23 protein-coding genes and 2 pseudogenes are annotated in these 21,940 nt (G+C 62.6%); 13 read left to right on the forward strand and 12 right to left on the reverse strand.

Going from position 1 to position 21,940, the window contains the following annotated elements; all coding sequences use genetic code 11:
• Positions 1-19 precede the first annotated feature (19 nt).
• Positions 20-1,540: a phospholipase D-like domain-containing protein gene (locus tag KNW02_RS06020; RefSeq protein ID WP_216032372.1), complete on the reverse strand. Its 1,521-nt coding sequence runs from the start codon at positions 1,538-1,540 to the stop codon at positions 20-22.
• A 187-nt stretch (positions 1,541-1,727) separates the two neighbouring features.
• Between KNW02_RS06020 and KNW02_RS06025 the strand changes: the two genes are divergently transcribed.
• A complete protein-coding gene (locus KNW02_RS06025; RefSeq protein WP_216032373.1) occupies positions 1,728-2,126 on the forward strand; it encodes a DUF2177 family protein in 399 nt (132 codons plus the stop codon).
• Positions 2,123-2,785 carry an SDR family NAD(P)-dependent oxidoreductase gene (locus KNW02_RS06030; RefSeq protein WP_216032374.1) on the forward strand — a complete coding sequence of 221 codons (663 nt, stop codon included), beginning with the start codon at positions 2,123-2,125 and terminating at the stop codon, positions 2,783-2,785. Before KNW02_RS06025 ends, KNW02_RS06030 begins: the two co-directional genes overlap by 4 nt.
• An 18-nt stretch (positions 2,786-2,803) precedes the next feature.
• Here the strand turns inward: KNW02_RS06030 and KNW02_RS06035 are convergent, their stop codons facing one another.
• The 7 genes from KNW02_RS06035 to KNW02_RS06065 all read right to left on the reverse strand — a co-directional run bounded on the left by KNW02_RS06035 (position 2,804) and on the right by KNW02_RS06065 (position 9,290).
• Positions 2,804-3,523 (reverse strand): tryptophan-rich sensory protein, encoded by a 720-nt coding sequence (locus tag KNW02_RS06035; RefSeq protein ID WP_216032375.1) that lies wholly within the window; start codon positions 3,521-3,523, stop codon positions 2,804-2,806.
• The gene (locus tag KNW02_RS06040; protein ID WP_216032376.1) at positions 3,520-4,248 is read right to left on the reverse strand and encodes an SDR family NAD(P)-dependent oxidoreductase; all 729 of its coding nucleotides are present in this window, start codon (positions 4,246-4,248) and stop codon (positions 3,520-3,522) included. The genes KNW02_RS06035 and KNW02_RS06040 overlap by 4 nt, the downstream gene beginning before the upstream one ends.
• On the reverse strand, positions 4,245-5,489 hold the full coding sequence (locus KNW02_RS06045) for an MFS transporter (RefSeq protein ID WP_216032377.1): 1,245 nt from the start codon (positions 5,487-5,489) through the stop codon (positions 4,245-4,247). The genes KNW02_RS06040 and KNW02_RS06045 overlap by 4 nt, the downstream gene beginning before the upstream one ends.
• Positions 5,482-6,639: an SAM-dependent methyltransferase gene (locus KNW02_RS06050; protein WP_216032378.1), complete on the reverse strand. Its 1,158-nt coding sequence runs from the start codon at positions 6,637-6,639 to the stop codon at positions 5,482-5,484. The genes KNW02_RS06045 and KNW02_RS06050 overlap by 8 nt, the downstream gene beginning before the upstream one ends.
• A complete protein-coding gene (locus KNW02_RS06055) occupies positions 6,632-7,417 on the reverse strand; it encodes a DUF1365 domain-containing protein (protein WP_216032379.1) in 786 nt (261 codons plus the stop codon). Before KNW02_RS06055 ends, KNW02_RS06050 begins: the two co-directional genes overlap by 8 nt.
• On the reverse strand, positions 7,417-8,709 hold the full coding sequence (locus KNW02_RS06060) for an NAD(P)/FAD-dependent oxidoreductase (protein WP_216032380.1): 1,293 nt from the start codon (positions 8,707-8,709) through the stop codon (positions 7,417-7,419). Before KNW02_RS06060 ends, KNW02_RS06055 begins: the two co-directional genes overlap by 1 nt.
• Positions 8,710-8,780: 71 nt before the next feature.
• Positions 8,781-9,290: a fasciclin domain-containing protein gene (locus tag KNW02_RS06065; RefSeq protein ID WP_216032381.1), complete on the reverse strand. Its 510-nt coding sequence runs from the start codon at positions 9,288-9,290 to the stop codon at positions 8,781-8,783.
• Positions 9,291-9,359: 69 nt separating this feature from the next.
• On the opposite strand from KNW02_RS06065, the gene KNW02_RS06070 reads away from it, so the two are divergent.
• The 5 genes from KNW02_RS06070 (at position 9,360) to KNW02_RS06090 (ending at position 14,086) form a co-directional block, all read left to right on the forward strand.
• A complete protein-coding gene (locus KNW02_RS06070) occupies positions 9,360-9,977 on the forward strand; it encodes a sigma-70 family RNA polymerase sigma factor (protein ID WP_348524686.1) in 618 nt (205 codons plus the stop codon).
• Positions 9,974-10,666: an anti-sigma factor gene (locus KNW02_RS06075; protein ID WP_216032382.1), complete on the forward strand. Its 693-nt coding sequence runs from the start codon at positions 9,974-9,976 to the stop codon at positions 10,664-10,666. Before KNW02_RS06070 ends, KNW02_RS06075 begins: the two co-directional genes overlap by 4 nt.
• Before the next feature lie 75 nt (positions 10,667-10,741).
• Positions 10,742-11,971, forward strand: coding sequence for a putative DNA modification/repair radical SAM protein (locus KNW02_RS06080; RefSeq protein WP_216032383.1), 1,230 nt, complete (start codon positions 10,742-10,744; stop codon positions 11,969-11,971).
• On the forward strand, positions 11,971-13,404 hold the full coding sequence (locus KNW02_RS06085; RefSeq protein ID WP_216032384.1) for a UdgX family uracil-DNA binding protein: 1,434 nt from the start codon (positions 11,971-11,973) through the stop codon (positions 13,402-13,404). Before KNW02_RS06080 ends, KNW02_RS06085 begins: the two co-directional genes overlap by 1 nt.
• A gap of 346 nt (positions 13,405-13,750) precedes the next feature.
• On the forward strand, positions 13,751-14,086 hold the full coding sequence (locus KNW02_RS06090; RefSeq protein ID WP_216032385.1) for a hypothetical protein: 336 nt from the start codon (positions 13,751-13,753) through the stop codon (positions 14,084-14,086).
• A gap of 54 nt (positions 14,087-14,140) precedes the next feature.
• Here the strand turns inward: KNW02_RS06090 and istB are convergent, their stop codons facing one another.
• Both istB and istA read right to left on the reverse strand, forming a co-directional pair.
• Complete coding sequence (istB, locus tag KNW02_RS06095; protein ID WP_114669629.1) at positions 14,141-14,905, reverse strand: IS21-like element ISPve1 family helper ATPase IstB; 765 nt, start codon at positions 14,903-14,905, stop codon at positions 14,141-14,143.
• Positions 14,902-16,293, reverse strand: a pseudogene (istA, locus tag KNW02_RS06100) (IS21 family transposase); the annotation flags it as partial. The gene istB and the pseudogene istA, both read right to left, overlap by 4 nt.
• A 181-nt stretch (positions 16,294-16,474) precedes the next feature.
• On the opposite strand from istA, the gene KNW02_RS06105 reads away from it, so the two are divergent.
• A complete protein-coding gene (locus tag KNW02_RS06105) occupies positions 16,475-17,188 on the forward strand; it encodes a hypothetical protein (RefSeq protein ID WP_216032387.1) in 714 nt (237 codons plus the stop codon).
• 200 nt (positions 17,189-17,388) lie between these two features.
• Here KNW02_RS06105 and KNW02_RS06110 read toward each other — a convergent pair whose 3' ends face one another.
• Positions 17,389-17,640, reverse strand: a complete 252-nt coding sequence (locus KNW02_RS06110) for a hypothetical protein (RefSeq protein WP_216032388.1) — start codon at positions 17,638-17,640, stop codon at positions 17,389-17,391.
• 148 nt (positions 17,641-17,788) lie between these two features.
• Positions 17,789-18,517, reverse strand: a pseudogene (locus KNW02_RS06115) (transposase); the annotation flags it as partial.
• An 81-nt stretch (positions 18,518-18,598) separates the two neighbouring features.
• On the opposite strand from KNW02_RS06115, the gene tnpA reads away from it, so the two are divergent.
• Genes tnpA through KNW02_RS06140 form a run of 5 tightly spaced genes read left to right on the forward strand, consistent with a single transcriptional unit; the run spans position 18,599 to position 21,940 of the window.
• Positions 18,599-19,015 carry an IS66-like element accessory protein TnpA gene (gene tnpA, locus KNW02_RS06120; protein ID WP_216032389.1) on the forward strand — a complete coding sequence of 139 codons (417 nt, stop codon included), beginning with the start codon at positions 18,599-18,601 and terminating at the stop codon, positions 19,013-19,015.
• On the forward strand, positions 19,012-19,590 hold the full coding sequence (gene tnpB / locus KNW02_RS06125; RefSeq protein WP_216032390.1) for an IS66 family insertion sequence element accessory protein TnpB: 579 nt from the start codon (positions 19,012-19,014) through the stop codon (positions 19,588-19,590). The genes tnpA and tnpB overlap by 4 nt, the downstream gene beginning before the upstream one ends.
• On the forward strand, positions 19,577-19,765 hold the full coding sequence (locus KNW02_RS06130) for a hypothetical protein (protein ID WP_170848961.1): 189 nt from the start codon (positions 19,577-19,579) through the stop codon (positions 19,763-19,765). Before tnpB ends, KNW02_RS06130 begins: the two co-directional genes overlap by 14 nt.
• The gene (locus KNW02_RS06135; protein WP_348524687.1) at positions 19,752-21,737 is read left to right on the forward strand and encodes a phage terminase large subunit family protein; all 1,986 of its coding nucleotides are present in this window, start codon (positions 19,752-19,754) and stop codon (positions 21,735-21,737) included. The genes KNW02_RS06130 and KNW02_RS06135 overlap by 14 nt, the downstream gene beginning before the upstream one ends.
• On the forward strand, positions 21,737-21,940 hold the full coding sequence (locus KNW02_RS06140) for a phage head-tail joining protein (protein ID WP_036707016.1): 204 nt from the start codon (positions 21,737-21,739) through the stop codon (positions 21,938-21,940). The genes KNW02_RS06135 and KNW02_RS06140 overlap by 1 nt, the downstream gene beginning before the upstream one ends.

Here is a 21,940-nt window from a genome sequence, read left to right on the forward strand (position 1 = left end):
TTACGACCGAATGCGGCTATCACTTGCCACGACATCTGGTCCTGCGATAGCGTCGCCACAGCAGCACGCCAGCAACCACAGAGGCAGAGCCGTACATCACATGCCGTGATGTGATGCCGATCCGGGCCTGCGCGCTTTGACGATAGCGGGGATCGAACAGCCGGGTGTCGGACAGGAACTTGCCCAGCAGGGTTTCCTTGCGCGGCTTAATCGGTCGCAACCCGCGCCTTTCGCTGTCGTTCAGCGCGTCGATAGCCGCGATGATACTGCCTGTCCTGTCGATCGCCTCACCGACCTGATCTGCCTCGACCCCAAGATGTTCTGCCAAAAGGTCATTGCGGATCTCGATGATACGCCGCCGATCCGTGTCTTTTTCCGCGATCAGCGCCACATCGCTTTCGGTATCGAACCCCATCGAGCGGCGGTCGATATTGCTTGAGCCAATGCGCAGGAACACATCGTCGATGATGCTGGTCTTGGAATGGACATAGATATCCTCACCCGCGTCATTGACCGGCGACAGGATCAGAAAGCGATGATGGGGATCGTTCTGCGTCAGGTCGCGGATCATGCGGCTGCGGGTGACATGCATCGCCTCATCCTCGACTTTCCCCTGCGCTGCGTGTGGATTGATGACGACGATCTCGGGTCCGTCTGGCTCTCGCAGGCGCGCCATAATTGCCTCGGTTATGCTGTCGGCAGCGAAATATTGCGACTCGAGGTAAATGCAGTCACGCGCGGCCCTGATGCTGTCGAGGTAGAGCGTCTCGATTTCAGTCACCGCCGAGCGATCGGCTTCAGGCGGCGCTGTGCGGGCAATTGCGACCTCCATATTCTCGAAATCTGGTGCGATTTCGGATGGCCAGATATCCTGTCCTCTCGCGAACTCCTCGCCAATGGGCTCGCCTGTCGCGCGTTCCCATCGGTTCCGGCACAACTCGCTGAAGGCAGCCGCGGCTTCTCCTGACATCAGCGTCGTTGTGTCATGCCATGGCTGAGCGATCTCGCCGTTCTTCAAGCGACGCAGCGGATCAAATGATGCATGCTCTCGATTGTCCCAGCGACCTTCGGTAACGTCGATACCGCCACAGAATGCCAGCGCGTCATCGACAACAACGATTTTCTGATGATGGCAGGCGCCGATGGGATGGTGGCCGTCAAAGGCCAGATGGAGCTGCTTCGGCGAAAGCAGCTTGATTTGGAATGCCGGAAGGATGCGCCCGGGCGCAATCAGCGCGCCCCCGCTCCATTTCAGCAGATAGATATCCAGTCCCTCGCGTCGCGCCGCCAACGCATCGAGGAACGGTCCGATGGCGTTCGGAAATCCGTCAGGCGCATCGCCGTTTTCATCAGATTGACCGGGCAGCATCTCGATCTCGAAATCGAAATCCCAACCGACGAGAATGACCATGCGCTCGGCCTTCAGCAGTACCTCGCGAAGGATGCGGAAATAGTCCTGCCCGTCCATGATGACAGACAGCCGATCGGCCGTCGCAACACGCCAGCAGTTTCGACCCGGTTCGAAGGCAAGTTGCCGCATATCCGTTGCCCCAAGATTGATTCAGGTGATGCAGTCCGAATAACTCATTTCGGTCGCCCAAAGTTGCCGGCAGCATCGAACCGCGCATTCACGATCATCTTCAGCCTGCTGATCGCCCGGCTTTCCTGCAACTTTGAGAGCGCAAAGCGCGTCATATCTCAAGAAGCCCCAATACGGAGAATGCCCGGTGCAGATTGCCATCCTCTATGCCTCGACGCTGATCATCTTTCTGGCCATCGACATCGTCGGCATCACGCAGATCATCCGGCCGATTTTCGAACGTCACGTCGGTGATCTTCTTGCCGATCCGTTCCGTATGATGCCCGCGGCCGCATTCTATGCGGCCTATATTGTCGGCGTTCTGTATTTCGTCTCGGCTCCTGCACTGGCCGAGGGAAGACCGGGCAAAGCGCTGATAGGTGGGGCGCTGATCGGGCTGATGTGCTATGGCACATATGAGTTCACCAATTACGCGACACTGCGCGATTGGTCGATGCAGCAGGTCGTGACCGATACGATCTGGGGCGGGTTCCTGACCGGATTCTCGGCCTGGGCCGGGGTGATGGTCACACGCTGGCTGACATGAAGGCGCTTGTCATTGGTGACAGTGGCGGGATCGGCGCGGCCATCGCGGACGCTTTGCGGCGTCGCGGTGCCGAAGTCACCGGGCTGTCGCGGCGCGACGGGCTGGACCTGACCGATCAGGCCAGCGTGGCGCGGGTCGCCGATGCAATGGTCGATAAGCGCTTTGAGTTGATCTTCAACGCGACCGGCGCATTGGTGATCCACGGGCATCAGCCGGAAAAGACCATCCGCGCCATCGACGCAGACGCCATGGCCGCGCAATTCGGGCTGAACGCCATCGGGGTCGCGCTGATGCTGCGCTATTTCAGCCCGCTTCTGCACGAGGATACCCGCGCGGTTTTTGCCTCGCTGTCGGCGCGAGTCGGATCCATCGGCGATAACAGACTTGGCGGCTGGATCAGCTATCGCGCGGCAAAGGCTGCGCAGAACCAGATCATCCGCACCGCGTCGATCGAGATCGCGCAGAAGCAAAAGCAGCATATCGTCGTCGCCCTGCATCCCGGCACGGTCGAGACACCGCTGACGCAAGACTATGCCGCGCGCCATCCGACGATCAAACCGACTGAATCCGCGATGTCCTTGCTGGCCGTGATCGACAGGCTGACACCGGCGGATAATGGCACCTTCTGGGACTGGAAGGGCGCGCGCGTCGAGTGGTAGCTCCGCGCCCCTGCCCCTTCAGCCGCCACGCGACCATCGCCCGCGCAAGAGATAGCGTGCGGCCAGCGCCGCGATCCCCAGAGCGGCCAGCAGCGCGACATGGCGATATTCGGCGCTCCAATTGACGGCGACGATGCCGATCAGCGCCCAGCCGACAGCGATGGAATAGGTGAGCGCGGCAGGGCGGCGCGACTGCACCCACAGCGCGACCGCCAGAACGGCAAGGATCAGCAGGATCGCGGCCGGACCCGCCGACATGATGCCATAGCCGCTGAGCAGAACGGCAATCGCCACACCCGTCGCCGCTGTCAGCCAACCGGCATAAAGACCGACCGGACCGACCTGCCAGAACGGCTGCCCCTGGCCCGCGCGCAAAAAGGAGATGATTGCAGCAACGGCCATCACGATGATCATCACCGTCGCCAGAATGGGCGAGGCATTCGCGGCAGCGATCCAGAACGTGCCAACGAACAGGCTGATCAGCAACGGCCTGCGCATCGCTTGCCAGTCAGGATTATCAGATGCCTTCCGCAGACCCCACGCGCTGCCTGCGATAAGCCACAGATAGATCAGCCCCCAGATCGAAAAAGCCCATCCGGCTGGCTGCACCGGCCAGCGATCCTGCACCACGGGAAACTGGTCCGGTGTAAAGCCGTTGAAGCCGTCACTGGCCAGCGGTGACAGCGCAAAAAGCACCGCGAAAAGCAGCGTAAAGTGCGGCAGAAATCGGTTTTTCATCTTATAAGTCTCTTGGTCAGGCGCAGTGCCAACCCATAGGGCAGCGCGCGTAGAAGTTTCAAGGGCAGCGTCAGACGGCGCGGGAAATGCACCTCGAATCCGCCTTTATCCAGGCCGCTGAGAATGGCCTCAGCGGCGGCGGCGGGTTGCATCAGCGCGGGCATATCGAAATCGTTCTTCTGGGTCAGCCGCGTATCGACAAAGCCCGGACTGATCAGGCGCACATCGACATTCTGGGCCAGTTCGGCGCGCAGGCTTTCCGCCAGATTGATGACACCCGCCTTGGTTGCGGAATAAATCTGGCCCTGCGGGAGGCCTACATAGCCTGCAACCGATCCGGTCAGGGCAAGCTGCCCGCCCGGCCGCAACAGGGGCACGGCGGCGCGGGCAAAGTTGAAGCTGCCGGTAAGGTTGACGGCAACAATCCGGGCCGCAACATCCGCCTCCAGTTCCATCACCTTGCCGGGGTCATAAAGCGCGGCCAGGGTGATCGCCCGGTCCAGCTTGCCGCCCTCGATGATCGCTTTCGCGACCGTATTGAGGCTGTCGCGGTCGGTCACGTCGCAAGGCAGGACCTCTGCCCCGCTAAGTTCCTGTGCCAGATCGGCCAATTTGTCTGCGGACCGCGCCGAAAGGATCACATCCGCGCCCCGCGCCGCCCAAATACGGGCGAGTGCCGCGCCGATCCCATCCGACGCACCCATGATCCAGATCCGTTCGCTCATATCTCGCCCTTTCTGTGCAGGAGGATCAAAGCCGTGACTGCGACCCCACGCAGAACCAGCGGCAGCGCGGCGTAAAGAAGCAGTAGCGCCTGTAGTGAATTGGTGTCATTCGCGTCTGCCGGACGAAAGCCCGCCAGTTGCAGAAGCGGCAAGGCGACCGCCACGGCCAATGCCAATGCAAGCTTGGCCAGCAAGCCGAGCACGGCATAGGCGCGGGTCGCGGCGGATTGCGCCGATGTGGTCTCGATCCGGTCGGAAAGGATGGCGGGCGGCAGCACCAGATCGGCACCGAAGCAGACACCGGTGGCAAGGCAGATGGCGAAAAAGGCGGCGCTGTCGCCCGACCCAAGGGTCAGCGCGAATGCGAAACCGGCCATCGACAGGATCAGCGCCCCCGACCAGACCGGCACCGCACCGATACGACCGGCCAACCAACCCGCTATAGCCGCGCCGGGCAAGGCGGCGGCGAAATAGGTCAGCAGAAAGGCACCCGCCAAAGCCTCGACCCCCAGCAGGTCGCGCACCAGCATCAGGATCAGCGCAGCCGGAAAGGCCGCCGACAACAGCACCAGCGCCGCCACGGCATAAAAGGGCATCAGAGCGCGCCAGTGCGGCCGCGCATCGGGCGGAACGGCAATCTGCAAGCGGACCGATGCCAGCCATCCGCGAAAGATCGGCAGCGCGATCAGCAGCGCGACGGCCAGCACCGCAGCCAGCGCCAGCAACGCCGTCTGCCGCCCGATCAGCGGCTGCAAGGCCGAGGGCAGCACCCCCGCAAGGATCAGGCCGGCCAGCCCGAAGCCCTCTCGCGCGGCGCTGATCCGCGATTTCTGCCCCGGCTCTCGTCGCCACAGGCCGCCAAGCGTCATCAGATTGACCGAAATCAGACTATGCCCAAGACTGGCCAGAGCCATCGCCAGCGCGGACCAGATCAGCACGGGCAGCGCAGGCGACGCGAACAGCGCAGTGCATCCGCAGGCCAGCAAAACCGCGCCCGCAACGATCAGCCGGCCCCTTGCCGAAGGCCAGCGATCGCCTGCCCAGCCCGCCACCGGGTCCAGCACCGCATCGAACAGCCGCAGCCAGAACAGCGCCAGCCCAAGTGCGGCCAGCGAAACGCCCCGTTCGGTCGCGAAAAAGTCGGGCGCATGGATGTAAAGCGGCAGACCGCCAAAGGCCAGGGGCAAGGTCAGCACGCCATAAGCCGCCAGATTGCGACGGCTTGGGGCGGTCTCAGGCATGGGCCAGCCGGTATTGCATCACATCGGTGCGCCCGACCGCGAAGGAGGCAATGCAGGCAGCCAGATAAAAGCGCCAGACGCGGATGAAAGCCTCGTCAAAGCCCATTGCCTGCACCTCGGCCCGCTTCGCGTCGAACTGATCCAGCCAATGCCGCAGCGTGCGGGCATAGTCGCCGCCAAAGCCGAAACTGTCATCGACCCGCAGCCCGGCGCGCTCGGCCTCGGCCCGGAACCGCGTGGGTGAGGGCAACATGCCGCCGGGAAAGATGAAACTGCGGATCATGTCGCCGCCCTTGCGATAGCGGTCGAAATAGCGGTCGGCGACGGTGATCGTCTGGATCATTGCACGGCCCTGCCGAGTCAGCGCCTCGGCCAGCTTGCCGAAATAGACGGGCCAGAACCTCTCGCCCACGGCCTCGAACATCTCGATGGACACGATATGGTCAAAGCGGTCCTTTTCGTCGCGGTAATCCTGAAGCGCGATCTCGGCCCCCGGACCCAGACGGGCGCGGGCAAAGGCGGCCTGTTCGGCAGACAGCGTCAGCCCCTTGGGCGCGAAATCGCCACGCTGAAGCGCGCGTTCGGCAAAGCCGCCCCAGCCGCAGCCTATCTCAAGCAGACGACCCGATCCGCCTGATAGCCCTTCGATGATGCGGTCGTACTTCCGGCGCTGCGCTACCGCCAGATCGTCGCCCTCGGCAAAGATGGCCGAGGAATAGGTCATCGTTTCATCCAGCCACAGCGCATAGAAGCCATTCCCCAGATCGTAATGGGCCGCGATATTCCGCCGAGAGCCCGTCCGCGTATTGCGGTTCAGCAGATACAGCAGCCGCATCGCTAAAGCCTGCAGGGGCTTGCCATAGATGTAGCGGTCAAGCGCATCCTCGTTCATCAGCCCCAAGGTCAGCAGCGCCGTCAGATCGGGCGTATCGCACCAGCCGTCGCGATAGGTCTCGGTCAGGCCGATATCGCCCTTTGCCGCAAGCGCGGGCACCATGCGCCAGTCGTGGATCGTCAGCGCCGCATCCGGCCCCGGCTGGTCGCCTGCGAAAACGCGGGTCGCGCCGTCGGGCGTTATAAGGCGCAACTGGCCAAAGCGAATGCCGTCCAGGCTGCGAAGGAACTCTGACCTGATGCGATCTTCAAACATCCGATCTCTCCGCCGTCGCCTCTGATCGGCGTATCTCAAGCTGTGGGGGCTTTTTGCGATAGCGGACGCCGCGCAACAAAAGCTTCACCGCCTGCCAATGGATCAGCCCGGTCACGCGCAGCGGCTGAAATGCATGGCGCAACGCGGCGCGGCGCAGGGCCGAGGCGGTCAGCGCGCGCGCCTTGCCAATCATCGAGGTCTGCAGCCGCAGATCGCCATCCTTGCCGAACCAATCCACCCATGCACCGAACCGCCCCGGACCTGGATCAAAGCGAAAGACATAGTACCCCTCGCGCGGCAGAAAGGGCGAGACATGGAACAGCTTTTCGCCAGACAGCCGGTCCCCCGGCGCAATCACGCGCTTGTCGGGATGGCGGCAAAGATACAGATGGCTTTCGCCGAATGTGTTCGACACCTCGGCCAGCACGGCGCGCAGCCCCGCATCGTCCCGCGCCAGCCAGAAGCTGACCGGGTTGAATCCATGCAGCAGCCCGCACGGCATCGTGACCAGCGTTATCTGGCAATGTGACAGCCCGACCGGCGCAAGCTGCGACCGGATGAAATCCGTCAAAGAGCTGCCGTCGCGGGCACCGTAATCCTGCCGCCGCAATCGCCAGAGCCCCGGCCTGTCAGGGCGCAGCGGCAGGTGGGCCGCCTCCAGCGCATCGACCGGCAGCGCCGCGTAAAGCGCACGATATCGGAACTGCCGCGCGACATCGCCCGTCCTCGCGTGCCAGATCGCAGCGTCGATCAGCGCGCCATCCCACAGGTCGGCCATCACGCAGCCACCTGCTTCGGCGTGGCCCAAGGGTCGGGGCCGAGCGGCCATTCGATCCCCATCGACTGCGCGACGCGCAGGGCCGACAGCAAGCCATCTTCGTGAAAGCCGTAACGCGTCCATGCACCGGCATAGTGAACACCGCCGCGTCCCTGTATCTCGCACAGCCGGGCCTGCGCGGTAATCGCGGCCGCGTCGAATTGCGGATGGGCGAAGCTGGCCTCGTCATGGACGTGATCCGGCTCGATTTCGGGGTTCAGTGTCACGATCAGCGGGCGGGGCGTGTCGAGGTTCTGTAGCCGGTTCATCCAGTAGGACAGGCTGATCGGCTGGTCCGTGGCGGGGGTCGCCCCCCGCCTGACATAGTTCCACGACGCCCAGACCGCACGCCGTCGCGGCATCAGCCGGGGATCGGAATGCAGCACCATCCCGTTCGCCTGCGTTCGCAGGGCACCAAGTATCGCGGTTTCATCCCTGTCGGCATCTTCCAACATTGCCAAAGCCTGCGGCGCATGGGTTGCGAAAACGACCCTGTCGAAACGCTCTTCCCCGCGCGGGCTGGCGATGCTGATGCCACCGCCATCGCGCCGCACGGCGTGGACCGGGCTGGACAGCCGGACATCGCCTGAAACCCGTTCAAGGATCCTGTCGACATAGACCTGCGATCCACCCTTCACCGTCAGCCATTCCGGCTGGCCATTAACCGACAAAAGCCCGTGATTGTCGAAAAACCGCACGAAGGCGCTTGCCGGGAAATGCATCATTCCGGCAGTTGGCGTCGACCAGATCGCGCCCGAGATGGGCAGCAGGAAACGGTCGCGGAACTCATCACCCAAACGCAACGCGCTTATCAGATCCCCGATGCTGCCCTCATGCGCAGAATGGGCAGGTGCCTGGCGAAAAAAGCGCAGGATATCGCGGATCAGCCGCCAATGCCCGACATCCATCAGACAGGCCGGCTGCGCGAACATCGCGCGGGTCGAAAACGTGCCGTATTCGTATCGCCCACCTGCGAAGCTGACCGAGAATGACATGTCGCTTGGCCCCAGCGGAACACCAAGCTTTTCCATCAGCGGCACGAACAGCGGATAAGTTCGGCGATTGCAGACGATAAACCCGGTATCGACATCCACACCTTCCGCCCGAACGGTGCGCGCATGGCCACCGGGACGCGGCTCTTTCTCGAACAAGGTGATGTCGTGATGCGGATCAAGCAGCCATGCGGCCCCCAGACCCGAGATTCCGCTGCCAATGATCGCGATCCGCAAGCGCTTCAGTTGGTTCACCATCATCCCGTGACATCTCGTGTAAAATCCGGGCGCAGCATCGCTGTCGCCCGGATAAGTCGAACGCCTTGCGACGATCACATCGCAGGCAGAAGCACGCCGTCGATAACATGCACCACGCCGTTGCCGGCCTGCAGGTCCGCAGCCGTGACGGTCACGCTGTCGTTGATCTTCACCATATTACCGTCCAGCGTCAGGTTCAGGCTGCAGTTGCCCATGGTCGTGACGGGATGGGTGCCGCCATCATCGGCAATCATCTGGGCCACATCGGCAGCCAGCGCCTTCGCCTCGACCACGTGGCAGCCGAGGATCTGGACCAGCTTGTCCTTGTTTTCAGGCATCAGCGCTTCTTCCAGCGCGCCCTCCGGCAGGGCCGCAAAGGCCGCATCGGTGGGCGCAAAGACGGTAAACGGCCCTTCGCCCATCAGAGCCTCGCCCATTTCGGCAGCGACAACGGCCTGTTCCAGGGTGGTGTGGTCCTCGGACGCCATCACGATATCTGCGACGGTTGCCGGCATATCCTGAGCAACGGCGGCCGTCGCCGACAGAGCAAACGCGGTGGTCACAGCAAAATTCAAGACATTCATTCCATCCTCCTGTGTCTGATTACGAAGGGACGAAACGGCAGCGGGCTTTGTTGCACCGCTCACGCTTTCGTGAAAATCGACACCCGCTTGCGGTGCTCTTGCTCCCGTTGCATCCTCACCCGGACGAAACCGGACCTGCTGATGACCTCAGAAACGGAAAAGCTTGCAGATCTCCTCGCACGGGTCGCGTTGCGGGACCGGGCGGCGTTCCAGCAGCTTTACCGCCGCGCCTCGCCGCAACTTTTCGGTATCGGCCTGCGTATCCTGAAGGATCGGGCAGAGGCGGAAGATGTCTTGCAGGAGGTGTTCGTAAAAATCTGGCACAATGCCGACCGATATGCCCCGCAGGTGGCAAGTCCGCTGGCATGGATGAATGCCATGATGCGCAACCTTGCCATCGACACCTTGCGGCGGCGAAAGCCGGGCGGCGGTGATCTTGATGTGGCAGAGCGTCTGGCCGATGACAGTCCCGGCCCCGAGGATCAAGCCTTGATGCGGTCAGAAGGACGGCGGATCGAGGCCTGTCTGACCGAGCTTGAACCTGCCCGCGCCGAAGCTGTGCGCCTCGCCTATGTTGAAGGCGAAAGCTATCTGGAACTGGCCGAACGCTTCGGTGCGCCCTTGAACACCATCAGAAGCTGGCTCCGGCGCAGCCTGATCAAGCTGAGGGAGTGTCTGACCAGATGACCGATGACGCCCCGGAACCTGATCCCCACGACATGGCAACGGCAGGCGAATACGTCCTTGGCACCCTGCCACTTGCCGAGCGCGAAGCGTTTCAGCGCCGCCTGCTAAGCGAACCGGCCCTTGCCGCCGAGGTCGCCAGATGGCAGGCGCATTTCGACCCGATCGCGGACGAAGTTAGGCCGGTCAGCCCGCCCGCCAAGGTTTGGCATGATGTCGAACGGCGTCTGTTCCCCGACCCAGCCCCGCATGCAGGCTCTGTCAGGTTCTGGCAATGGCTTTCCCTTGGTTCTGTCTGTGCTTCCATTGCGCTGCTTGCCCTTCTGTGGCTTGGGCAGCCAGGTCCTGAAACCGAACGGAAACTCTGGGTTTCGGATATGGTATCAGCCGACAGCACCGTTCGACTGACCGCGCTTTATGATGAAACCGATGGCGAGATGCGGATCTCCGTCGCAGGCCAGCCGCCCGCTGCAGGTCGCGATTTCGAGCTTTGGCTGATTCAGGGCGACCGCGCACCCATCTCGCTGGGTGTCATGCCACATCAGGGGCAGGCCGCGATGCCGATCCCGGAAGATCTGAGAATACTTGTCGCGAACGCAACACTGGCCATCACCGACGAACCCACCGGAGGCGCGCCGGGTGGCGTTGCGACCGGACCCGTCATTGCTCAGGCCGAAATGCGAAGGATCTAGCGCCTTTCAGCTGCCCTGCTCGGCCATAAAGATAAATCAACTTGCCCACTGCGTCGTTTGTTCTATTTTTGTTCCATGCGCAAAACCATTCAGGAAAAGCTGGCCATCCTTGCCGATGCGGCGAAATACGATGCCTCATGCGCGTCCAGCGGCACCACACGCCGGGACGCACGCAGTGGCGGTATCGGCAGCGCTGGTGGGACGGGCATCTGCCACGCCTATACGCCGGATGGGCGCTGTATCAGCCTGCTAAAAATCCTGATGACGAATTTCTGTATCTACGATTGCGCCTATTGCATCAATCGCGTCTCCAGTCGGGTCGAACGCGCGCGCTTCTCACCGGAAGAGGTCGTCACGCTGACGCTGGAATTCTATCGCCGGAACTATATCGAGGGGCTTTTTCTCAGTTCCGGCATCATCCGCAGCCCGGACGATACCATGGCCGACATGGTGCGCATCGCCCGGATGCTGCGGCAGGATCACGGCTTCAAGGGATATATCCATCTTAAGACCATACCCGAGGCCAGCAAGGAACTGATCGACCAAGCCGGACTTTATGCCGACCGCCTGTCGATCAATATCGAACTGCCGAAAGACAGCAGCACCCGCCAGCTTGCGCCACAAAAGAAGCCGGAAACGATCCGGGCCGCGATGGCGGGCGTGCGTCTGTCGCAAGAGGCCAGCCGTGAGCGCAGCCATACCGGAAAGCGCCCGGCGAAGTTCGCCCCTGCCGGTCAGTCCACGCAGATGATCGTCGGCGCTGATGCGACGCCCGACCGGGATATTCTGGGTACCGCGTCGCGCCTTTATACCGGCTATCGGTTGCGGCGTGTCTATTATTCCGCCTTCAGTCCGATCCCCGACAGTTCCGCTTCGCTGCCGCTGATCCGGCCGCCTTTGATGCGTGAACACCGGCTATATCAGGCCGATTGGCTGATGCGCTTCTATGGGTTCGAGGCGGATGAAATCACGGCAGGCGGCACGGATGGCAATCTTGATCTGACCATTGACCCCAAATTGGCCTGGGCCTTGGCCAATCGCGCCAGCTTTCCCGTCGATGTGAATCGCGCCGGGCGCGAGATGCTGCTGCGCGTCCCCGGTTTCGGAACGCGAACCGTTGACCGGATCATCGCCGCCCGCCGATCCGGCCCGGTGCGCTACGGCGATCTGTTGCGGATCGGTGCGGTGATGAAGAAGGTCCGGCCCTTCGTCGCCCTGCCCGACTGGTCGCCAGGCGGTTTGACGGACAGCGATAATTTGCGGGCGCGATTTGCCGCCGCGCCTCGGCAATTGTCGCTTTTCTGATGTATCGCGTCCATCTTCCCGGTCGGTCGACGAACACGACTTGGCGCGAGGCAGCGCGGCTATTGGCAAGCCACCGCATCGCCGCCGAAGAAGTAGAGTGGATGCGAGAACCGACCGAGACCGGGCTTTTCGGTTTCGATCCGCTGCCGGTAAATGACGGCGCTTACACCGTGACCGCAAGCAAGGCGTTGATCGACCTGATAGGCGCAGTCCTGTGCCATTCCGAGCCAGAGGCCCCCGCACTTGCGTACCGGCTGCTGCTGCGTCATCAGGATGACCGACGCGCCTTGTCGAACCCCGCCGATCCACTGACGCAACGGCTGCGGCGGATGGAAAAATCGGTCCGCCGCGACATTCACAAGATGCACGCCTTCGTTCGGTTTCGGGAATTGCCGACCGAAGGCCCGCGCCGCAGCTTTGCCGCCTGGTTCGAGCCGCAACATTTCATCACCGAACGTGCCGCAGGCTTCTTCGCGCGACGTTTCACAGACATGGACTGGCTGATCGCAACGCCGGAAATGACCGTCACCTTTCGCGACGGCGCGCTTGATTTCGGCCCCGCCCCGCAGCAGCGTCCCGATTTTCCCGACGATGCCAGCGAGGCGCTGTGGGCGACTTATTTCAGCAATATCTTCAATCCGGCGCGGGTCAAGATTTCCGCGATGAAATCGGAAATGCCGGTCAAATACTGGAAAAACCTGCCCGAAACGCGCCTGATCCCGCAGATGCTTGCCGAGGCCGATGCCCGCGTCGCGGCCATGCACGCCGCCATGCCGACAGATCCACCACAGCGCGCAACGCGCATTCTGGACAGGCTGCCCGCCACGCCGGTGGCCAATAGGCCCGAAACGCTGGATCAGGCGCGAGATGCGGCAATGTCCTGCACCCGCTGTGATCTATGTCAGGCCGCGACACAAACGGTCTGGGGCGAAGGCGATCCGAATGCCACGCTGATGATTGTCGGCGAACAACCGGGCGATCAGGAAGACCTGCAGGGTCGTCCCTTCGTCGGCCCCGCAGGCACGCTGCTGCGCGAATTAATGGAAGAGGCAGAGATTGGCGCTGTTTGGCTTACGAATGCAGTCAAGCATTTCAAGTTCAGACCGCGCGGAAAGCTTCGTCTGCATCAGAACCCCAATCGCGGCGAGGTTCAGCATTGTCGATGGTGGCTTGATCTGGAGCGTCGGTTTGTCGCCCCACGCCTGACGCTCGCACTTGGCGCGACAGCCGCATATGCCCTGACTGGCAAATCCGGCTCACTTCAAAATCGTCGCGGACAGACAGAGCAGGCAATGGACGGCGGTCCTGTGCTGATCAGCTGGCATCCAAGCTATATTCTCAGACTATCCGGCAAAGACGCACGATCAGCAAGATTAATGCTGCTGGAAGATCTGCAACATGCGGTGCGCCTTGTAAGGCAAATTTCAGCATAGCCCACCATAAGGATCAGCTCCACTTGAGTGGTACTGCTTGATTGTTCGTTCATGACCGACCTTTAGGCCATTGCGACGATGGTTTGCGGGACTGTTCCTTCCTCAATGAAGTTATCTGCCGTAAAATCTACCCAATCGACACCATCTTCGTCGAAACTCTGACCGCTGAATCGGGCGGTGACGGGTGGGTCAGGTAGGCAATTTCATCTTTCGCTGCAGAGCTGACGCAATCCTTCGATACCTTAATCTGATCATGATATATATTTAATTCTATTTTCATTATCGCTCTGCTGGCAAGATGGAAGCTGCGAAAACAAGCAACCGAACACGCCAACAGGAACGCGCCATGAAACATGCCAGATGGGTGGCCCTTGCTGCCGCTCTCACCAGCACTGCACTGCCCGCCCTTGCCGAATACCCGGAAAAGCCCATTGAGGTGATCATGCCATGGCCCGCGGGCGTCGCCACCGATGTCGCCTCGCGCATCGTGGTCGAGCAGATGGCCGAGGAACTGGGCGTGCCGATGCAGGTCATCGCCAAGCCCGGCGGCAGCGGTGTTCTGGGGACGATGGAGCTGACCAATGCCCGCTGTCAACGGCGGTGCAATATCCGGCCACGCGGCGGAGTAAAATCCGGCCACGCGGCGGTGACCGGCGCCATGGCGCGCGCGCTTACCAGATAGCTGGCGCGTGCCATGGCGCATTGGCCCCTTGGGCCAAAACAGCACCATCTGATTTCAGGACTTTTGTTGCTGCTTTCGGGCAGTGCTGTTGGCGAGACGATAACTCTCGCCGTTCATCTCGAGGATGCTGACGTGATGGGTCAGCCTGTCGAGCAGTGCGCCGGTGAGGCGCTCGGAGCCGAAGGTCTCGGTCCATTCATCGAAGGGCAGATTGCTGGTAATCAAGGTCGCGCCGCGCTCGTAACGTTGCGAGATCAGCTCGAACAACAATTCGGCGCCGGTCTTGGACAGCGGCACAAAGCCCAGTTCGTCGATGATCAGCAACTTGTAACCGGCCATTTGCTTCTGAAAGCGAAGCAGACGGCGCTCGTCGCGGGCCTCCATCATCTCACTGACCAGGCTCGCGGCGGTGGTGAAGCCCACGGAGAGCCCCTTCTGACAAGCCGCCAGTCCGAGGCCAAGGGCGATATGCGTCTTGCCCGTGCCACTTGGGCCGAGGGCAATGACGTTCTCGCGACGGTCGATCCATTCGCAGCGGGCCAGTTCCAGCACCTGCATCTTGTTGAGCTTCGGAATGGCGCTGAAGTCGAAGCTGTCGAGGCTTTTGACCGCGGGGAATTTGGCGGCCTTGATGCGGCGCTCGACCATCCGCCGCTCCCGGTCAATCAGCTCCAGTTCGACGAGGCGGGCAAGGTAGCGGACATGGTCCATGCCTTCGGCCGCGCATTGCCGGGCCAGCTTCTGATGTTCGCGCAGGAATGTTGGCAGCTTCAGGGCCTTGAGGTGATGGGTGAGCAGGATTTCCGGGGCGTCGTTCATGCCGCGTCCTCTGCATCGCTCGACAGCAGCCGCATATAGGACCCGGGCCTGGTCTTATCGACTGTCGTCCGCGGCAGATAGGGATAGCAGTCCAGGTCCAGCCGGGGCGGACGGTGTTCAACACGGCAAAGCAGCAGGTGCTTTACGGCGTCAAAGCCGATCGCGCCCATCTGAAGCGCCTGCTTTACCGCGGCATGCAGGTCAGCCAGATCGAAGGTCTCGAGCAACCGCAGGACCTGGACGTATTCGCGTCGGCCATGCCGGTTCATGCGAGCTTCCATCAGCCGGCGCAACGTTGCGAACTCCTCGGGAAGCTCCCAACCTTGCAACGGCGCGGCCTGATCAAATGCGTTGAGCTTCTGCTCCAGCAGCGGCAGGTAGTGGATCGGGTTGAAGATGAGTTCATCGCGATCCCAGCACCGGGGATGGCGGGCAATGACTTCGCCCCGACAGCCAATCACCACGTCATGGACATAAGCCCGGATCCAGACATCCTGATGGGCAAAGGCGACCGGCACCGAGTAGTCATTGGTCTTGTAGCGCACGAGCGATTGCGACGAGACGCGGCCGGTGTCCTGATCGCAGGCGTCAAAGGGTGAAGCAGGCAAGGATCGCATCTCTGCCAGATCGCGCTGCAGCCGCTCGCCGATCGTTTCGCCCTCACCGCGCAGGACATCCTGCTGGCGCTTGCGGCATTGCTCCTCCAGCCAGAGGTTGAACGCCTCCCAGGTCGCGAACTCGGGGAGCGGCACCATGAAGTTGCGGCGGCAATAGCCCACCAGGCCCTCGACATTCCCCTTGTCGTTGCCTTTGCCGGGGCGGCCATAGCGATCCCGGATCAGGTAATGGGATAGAAACCCGCTGAACAGGGCGGCCCGCTTGCGGGTGCCATCGGGCAGGATCTTCGCCACCAGGCACCGGTCGTTGTCATAGACAATCGACTGGGGGACCGCCCCAAAGAAGGCAAAGGCGTGGATATGGCCGTCCACCCAGGCCTCGGCCACAGCCGCCGGATAGGCGCGGACGTAACAGGCGTCGCTGTGCGGCAGATCCAGAACAAAGAAGTGGGCCTTCTGCTCGACACCGCCGATCCTGACCATCGCCTCGCCGAAGTCAGCCTGCGCATGGCCCGGGGGATGCGCCAGCGGCACGAACACTTCCTGGCCCCGCCGTTCCCGCTCCCGAATGTAGTCCTTGATGATCGTGTAGCCGCCGGTGAACCCGCATTCGTCACGCAGCCGGTCGAACACCCGCTTCGCGGTGTGCCGCTGCTTCCGCGGCATGGAGCGATCCGCCTCAAGCCAGCCCTCAATGATCGGGATAAAGGGATCAAGCTTCGGCCGCCTGACCTCGGCCGTCCGCCGGTAGCCCGGTGGCACCGAGAACGTCCTCAGCAGCGGGACCACTGCGCTGACTGCACAGTTCCTTGGCATTCGCCCCACAACCGTAGAGGTAAACCCTTTCCTCGCCGATCTGATCGAAGCCAAGCTCCAATCTTACAGTGCGGAGGCCCTACTCGCTTCATTCCGTCAGGTCGTCGACCATGCGGCTTCCAACAAGGCCGATCCGTTGCAGGAACTTGCCAATGCACCTAAGACGCTTGTAGCGCCTGGGGTCAATGGCAGATGGATCTATTCGCTCGCCGTCGCCGAGCGTATTATTGCATATCGCAAGAGCATTGAGAGACTAGAGAACGCGGACCATGCGCGCTTGCTGCGTGTGTTGCTCGGCTCCGCACTTGTTACTTTGAGCAATGTCGTTATCAGCGGCAAGGGACGGCGCTACAGGTCCGGTTGGCAGAACAGAACGGTGCCGCCGACTTCGGTCCATCAGATGTTTGAAGCCGCATTTCTCAATGCCATTGAAGACATCGTCCGCTTCGGCAAGCGGCCGTGCAACGAATATACGCTACTCCGGGGTGACTCTCGCGTCGCTCTGGCGCAGGCGCAGTCCGCGGACTTCTCAATCTTCTCCCCACCATATCCGAACTCATTCGACTACACTGACATTTACAATCTCGAGCTTTGGATGCTCGGCTATCTGAAGATGCCAGAGGACAACAGGAGACTGCGCGAAGCAACGCTGCGTTCCCATGTTCAGATCAAGCGATCCTTTGAGGCGACTTCGTCGTCGCCGACGCTAGATGCAACCATGATGGCTCTAAATGAACAACGCTCAGACATGTGGAACAACAACATACCAGACATGGTCCGAGCATACTTTGACGATCTCGTCGCCATACTAATTCAACTCATCGAATTATTGTGCCGGGCGGTTCAGTGATGATGGTGGTAGGAGATAGCCGATATGCGGGGGTCGTCATCGACGTCGGTACCATCTTGGTAGAGCTGGGGCGCGGCATAGGTTTTGAGCTATCAAATCTGTCCTCCATGCGCTCCATGCGATCAAGCGCTCAACAGGGCGGCACCTACGATCTCGATGAGACCTTGGTTCACATGATCAGGAGCTGACTGACCTCCCCGTCACGCAACGGCTCCTGATAACAACTTGCCCGCTGCTTTTGCAGCGGCTTCGGCAGCTCGGTGAGCTGAAGGCGACGAGAACATGTAGTACCTGCGCAGTATGACATCGTTCGCCGCTGCCAAGGTCATGATTTCGGGCTGATCTTCATCCTTGTCGCGTGCATCGAAACAACAAAGATAAGCGAGCTTTCCCTTAATATCCTTACGGTATTGCACGGCCTGCTGCACACCGTCACTGGCGTGCTTGACCATATCTTCAGGAGAAACTTTTCGAATTTTCGTGCCTGCAGCGACATTAGCAGGCCGCTGAAAAACGCTGCATTGCGGAACGTCTTCCCGGTGCGGTGGGCATTACGGGTTCGTGCGCGTGGGCAAGTGGGCCGTGGGCGGTTCTTCGACCTCAAGCCGCGAGCAGTTTCGGCAGCCTCGCCAGATTGCAGGCTGCCATCGTCAGCGTGAAGCGGGCGCGCACCCGCTCGATTCCCCGATACATGGTTTGGGTCATGCCGCCGACGGTCTTGGCCCAGCCGAAAGGCTCCTCGATCTTCTTCCTGCGCCGCTGGGATTTGGCATAGCCGGGGTGTCTGGTGGTCCGGCCATCGATGGCTGAATGCCGGGATTTCTGGGCGACGTGCGGTGTGACGACCATCTGGCGCAGCTCGGCGACGAAATCGGCGCTGTCATAGCCACGATCCGCTGCCAGGGTCAGGCGCCGCGTCGATCCGGGTGAGTGGCGGTGGAGCATGTCGATGGCGGCACGGCGCTCGGCGTGACCGTCAGCTTGTGTGAGGTCGGTCTGCACGATCAGCCCGGAGCGGTTTTCCATCAAACTATGCCCCATGAAGCACAGCATGGCCCCGGCGCCAGGCGACTTCTTGAACAGCCGGGCCTCCGGATCGGTCACTGAGGCATGGGTGGCGTTGGACCGCCGTTCGCCACGGAAATCGACTTCGGCATTGCGGCTGCGGCGTGTGAGGCGGGTCATAGGTTCGGGCTCGGCGGTGAATCGGTCAGGAACAGATGCGGGCGGCACGCTGCCATCTGGCGGGTCGCCGGGACCATCGTCCGGGTCGGGCACCGCATTGTCCTTCGGCTGGAAGCTCTTCATCGATGCCCAGGCCTTCAGTAAGCGCTGTCTGGCGGTCACCTTCTGCTGAGGTCTGAGATTTGCGACTCGGCTTCTGCGGAATTGCAGGAGGTGAGTTTCTCCATGGATGATACGAGAGAGTTTCTCCCCGAGTTTGGAGGGGAGATATCGGCATCGGGGCGGCGTCGTTGGCCGGATGCTGTGAAGGCCCGGATTGTGGCGGAGACGCTGTTGCCGGGCGCGAGCGTGAACAGCGTTGCCCGGCATTACGGCCTGCGGCCGAACCATCTGTCGACATGGCGGCGTCTGGCGAAGGATGGCCGGCTGGTCCTTCCGGCGCTGCGGGACGAGGCGGAGTTCGCGCCGCTGGTGCTGTGCGATGCGGCAACGGGATCGCCACCCGATCTGCCGGAGCCGCAGGGCGAATGGGTCGAGATTGTCACGGGGTCGGTGATCATCCGTCTCGACGGTGCGACGCCTGCCGGGCGGATTGCCGGGATCGTACGCGCCCTCGAATGCACTTCCGGGGCCGGTTCATGATCTTCCCGTCGAACCGGCTTCGTATTCTGGTGGCGACGCGGCCGGTGGATTTCCGGAAGGGACACGATGGTCTGGCCGCTCTGGTGCAGTCGGTCCTGCGCAAGGATCCGTTCACCGGCACGGTCTTTGTGTTCCGGTCCAGGCGCGCGGACCGGCTGAAGCTTCTGTATTGGGATGGCAGCGGGCTGGTGTTGACCTACAAGCGGCTGGAGGACACGAGCTTCACCTGGCCGGCGATCAAGGACGGGATGATGGCGCTGAACCATGCGCAGTTCGAGGCGCTGTTTGCCGGTCTGGACTGGCGCCGGGTGGCCAATGAGGTGCTGAAGGCGCAGACCGCCAAGGTCAAGCTCGCCAGGATGAAGGGCGAGCTGGTGGACCGGGCGCGCACCACCACCATGGTCTTCGATCTGGCCCGGCGCGAACGCGACGCCTGGCAGAACTGGCCGGCCCGTGTGGCCGCCAACATGGCCGCCGATCTGGGCGTCGATGCCCATCGGATGGAGCAGGTTCTGGACAATTACCTGCGCCAGCACCTGGCCGATCTTGCGGAGGTGAAGATTGACTTACGATGAATGGCGCGCCGAGGCGCGGCGCCGGCAGGCGTTCGGCCTGCTGATCGACAGGACAATGATGCGGCTCAGGGCGAGGAAGGCCCGCGAGCAACGCGATGCGGATGAGGAAGGGGCCGGGGCGGTTCTCTGCGCGATCCGGCAGGCGCGAGGGGAGACGATCCGTGGCGCTGGCTGATTTCGAGGGCGCCGAGGATATCCGCAATGCCTGGCTGGCCGGTCTGGCGCCGGACCCGGCGCTGACGGTCAGCCAATGGGCGGATCGGCACCGGATCCTGTCCTCGCGCGCGGCAAGCGAGGCCGGTCCCTATCGCACCGCGCGCACGCCCTTCATGCGCGGGATCATGGATGCGCTGTCGCCGGCCAGTCCGGCGCGACGGGTGGTGTTCCAGAAGGCCGCGCAGGTGGGCGCGACCGAAGGCGGCAACAACTGGGTCGGCTTCTGCATCCACCGGGCGCCGGGGCCGTTTCTGGCGGTCCAGCCGACCGTCGATCTGGCCAAGCGCCTGTCGCAGCAGCGGATCGACCCGCTGATCGAGGAAAGCCCGGAACTGCGGGCGCTGGTGATGCCGTCGCGGTCCAAGGACAGCGGCAATACCATTCTCGGCAAGCGGTTTCCGGGTGGGCAGTTGATCCTGACCGGCGCGAACAGCGCCGTCGGCCTGCGCTCGATGCCGGCGCGCTGGGTGTTTCTCGATGAGGTGGATGCCTATCCGGGCGATCTCGATGGCGAGGGCGACCCCATCGCGCTGGCCGAGGCGCGCACGATCAGCTTCGGGCATCGGAGCAAGTTGTTTCTGGCCTCCACGCCCACCGTGAAGGGCCTCTCGCGGATCGAGCGGGAATACGAGCTGTCCGATCAGCAGCGATACCATGTCCCCTGCCCCCATTGCGGCGCCCTGCAATGGCTGAAGTTCGAACGCCTGCGCTGGGAGCCGGGCCGCCCGGAAACCGCGCGTTATGTCTGCGAACACTGTGATGAACCGATCTCGGAGCGCCACAAAACCGAGATGATGGCCGAGGCGAATGGCGCGACATGGCTGCCGACCGCCGAGCCGGAGATGCTGGAGCGGGCGCGGGCGGCGGGGATCGTCGGGTTTCATATCAGCGGCCTTTATTCGCCGCTGGGCTGGCTGAGCTGGTCCAAGATCGCGCAGGATTGGGAGCAGGCGGTCGGCAACGAGGCCGCGCTGAAGACCCTGAAGAACACCGTGCTGGGCGAGACCTGGCAGGAACGCGGCGAGGCCCCGGACTGGCAGCGCCTCTACGAGCGGCGCGAGGATTGGCATCTGGGGGAGGTGCCGCAGCGCGCGTTGATCCTGACGGCCGGCGCGGATGTGCAGCGCGACCGGATCGAGATCGACGTCTGGGGCTGGGGCGAGAACCTCGAGTCCTGGCTGGTCGATCATGTGGTGCTGGAAGGCGACACGGCGCGCGAGGAGGTCTGGGACGATCTGACCGGGTTTCTGGCCGAGACCTGGCCCCACGCCGGCGGCGCGCGCATGGCGTTGGCGCGGCTGGCGATCGACACCGGCGACGGCGCGACCACCGATGCGGTCTATGGCTGGTGCCGCAAGATGGGCCACGGCCAGGTAATCGCGATCAAGGGCGTCGGCGGCTTTGACCGCTCCACCCCGGTGGACGGCCCGAGCTATGTCGATGTGACCGAGGGCGGGCGCAAGTTCCGGCGCGGGGTGCGGCTGTGGAAGGTCGCAGGCGCAGTGTTCAAATCCGAGACCTATCGTCTTCTGCGGCTTGTCGCGCCGACAGACGAGGACATCGCCAACGGCAGCGGCTGGCCGGCCGGTTTCGTGCATATCCCGAAGGGCACTACCGCGGAATGGACCAAGCAACTGACCGCCGAGCAGCTGATGACCATCAAGACCCGGCAGGGGTTCCAGAAGCTGGAATGGCAGCAGACCCGCGACCGCAACGAGGCGCTGGACTGCCGGGTCTATGCCCGCGCCTGCGCCTGGCTGATGGGCATGGACCGCTGGGACGGCGCCAAATGGGACGATCTGCGCGCGCAGCTCATGCCCGGCACGAGTGATGCGCGCCCGGCCGGGCAGCCGCATCGCCAACCGTTGAAACCGCCGCCGCCCCGCCCGTCGGGCTGGCTGGGCAAGAGACAAAGAGGAAGCTGGTTCTGATGGCCTGGACCGAGAGTGAACTTGACGCGCTGCGCCGGGCCTATGCCTCGGGCACCCTGCGGGTCAGCTATGATGGAAAGACCCTTGAATACGGCTCGGCCGCCGATCTGCTGAGCCGCATCCGCACCATCGAGGGCGAAATGGCAGCCGGATCGGGCCGTCCCTTGCCCGTGGCGGGCTTTGCCGGTTTCCATAGGGGCTGA

The organism is Paracoccus marinaquae (assembly GCF_018860165.1).
Taxonomy (GTDB): Bacteria; Pseudomonadota; Alphaproteobacteria; order Rhodobacterales; family Rhodobacteraceae; genus Paracoccus; species Paracoccus marinaquae.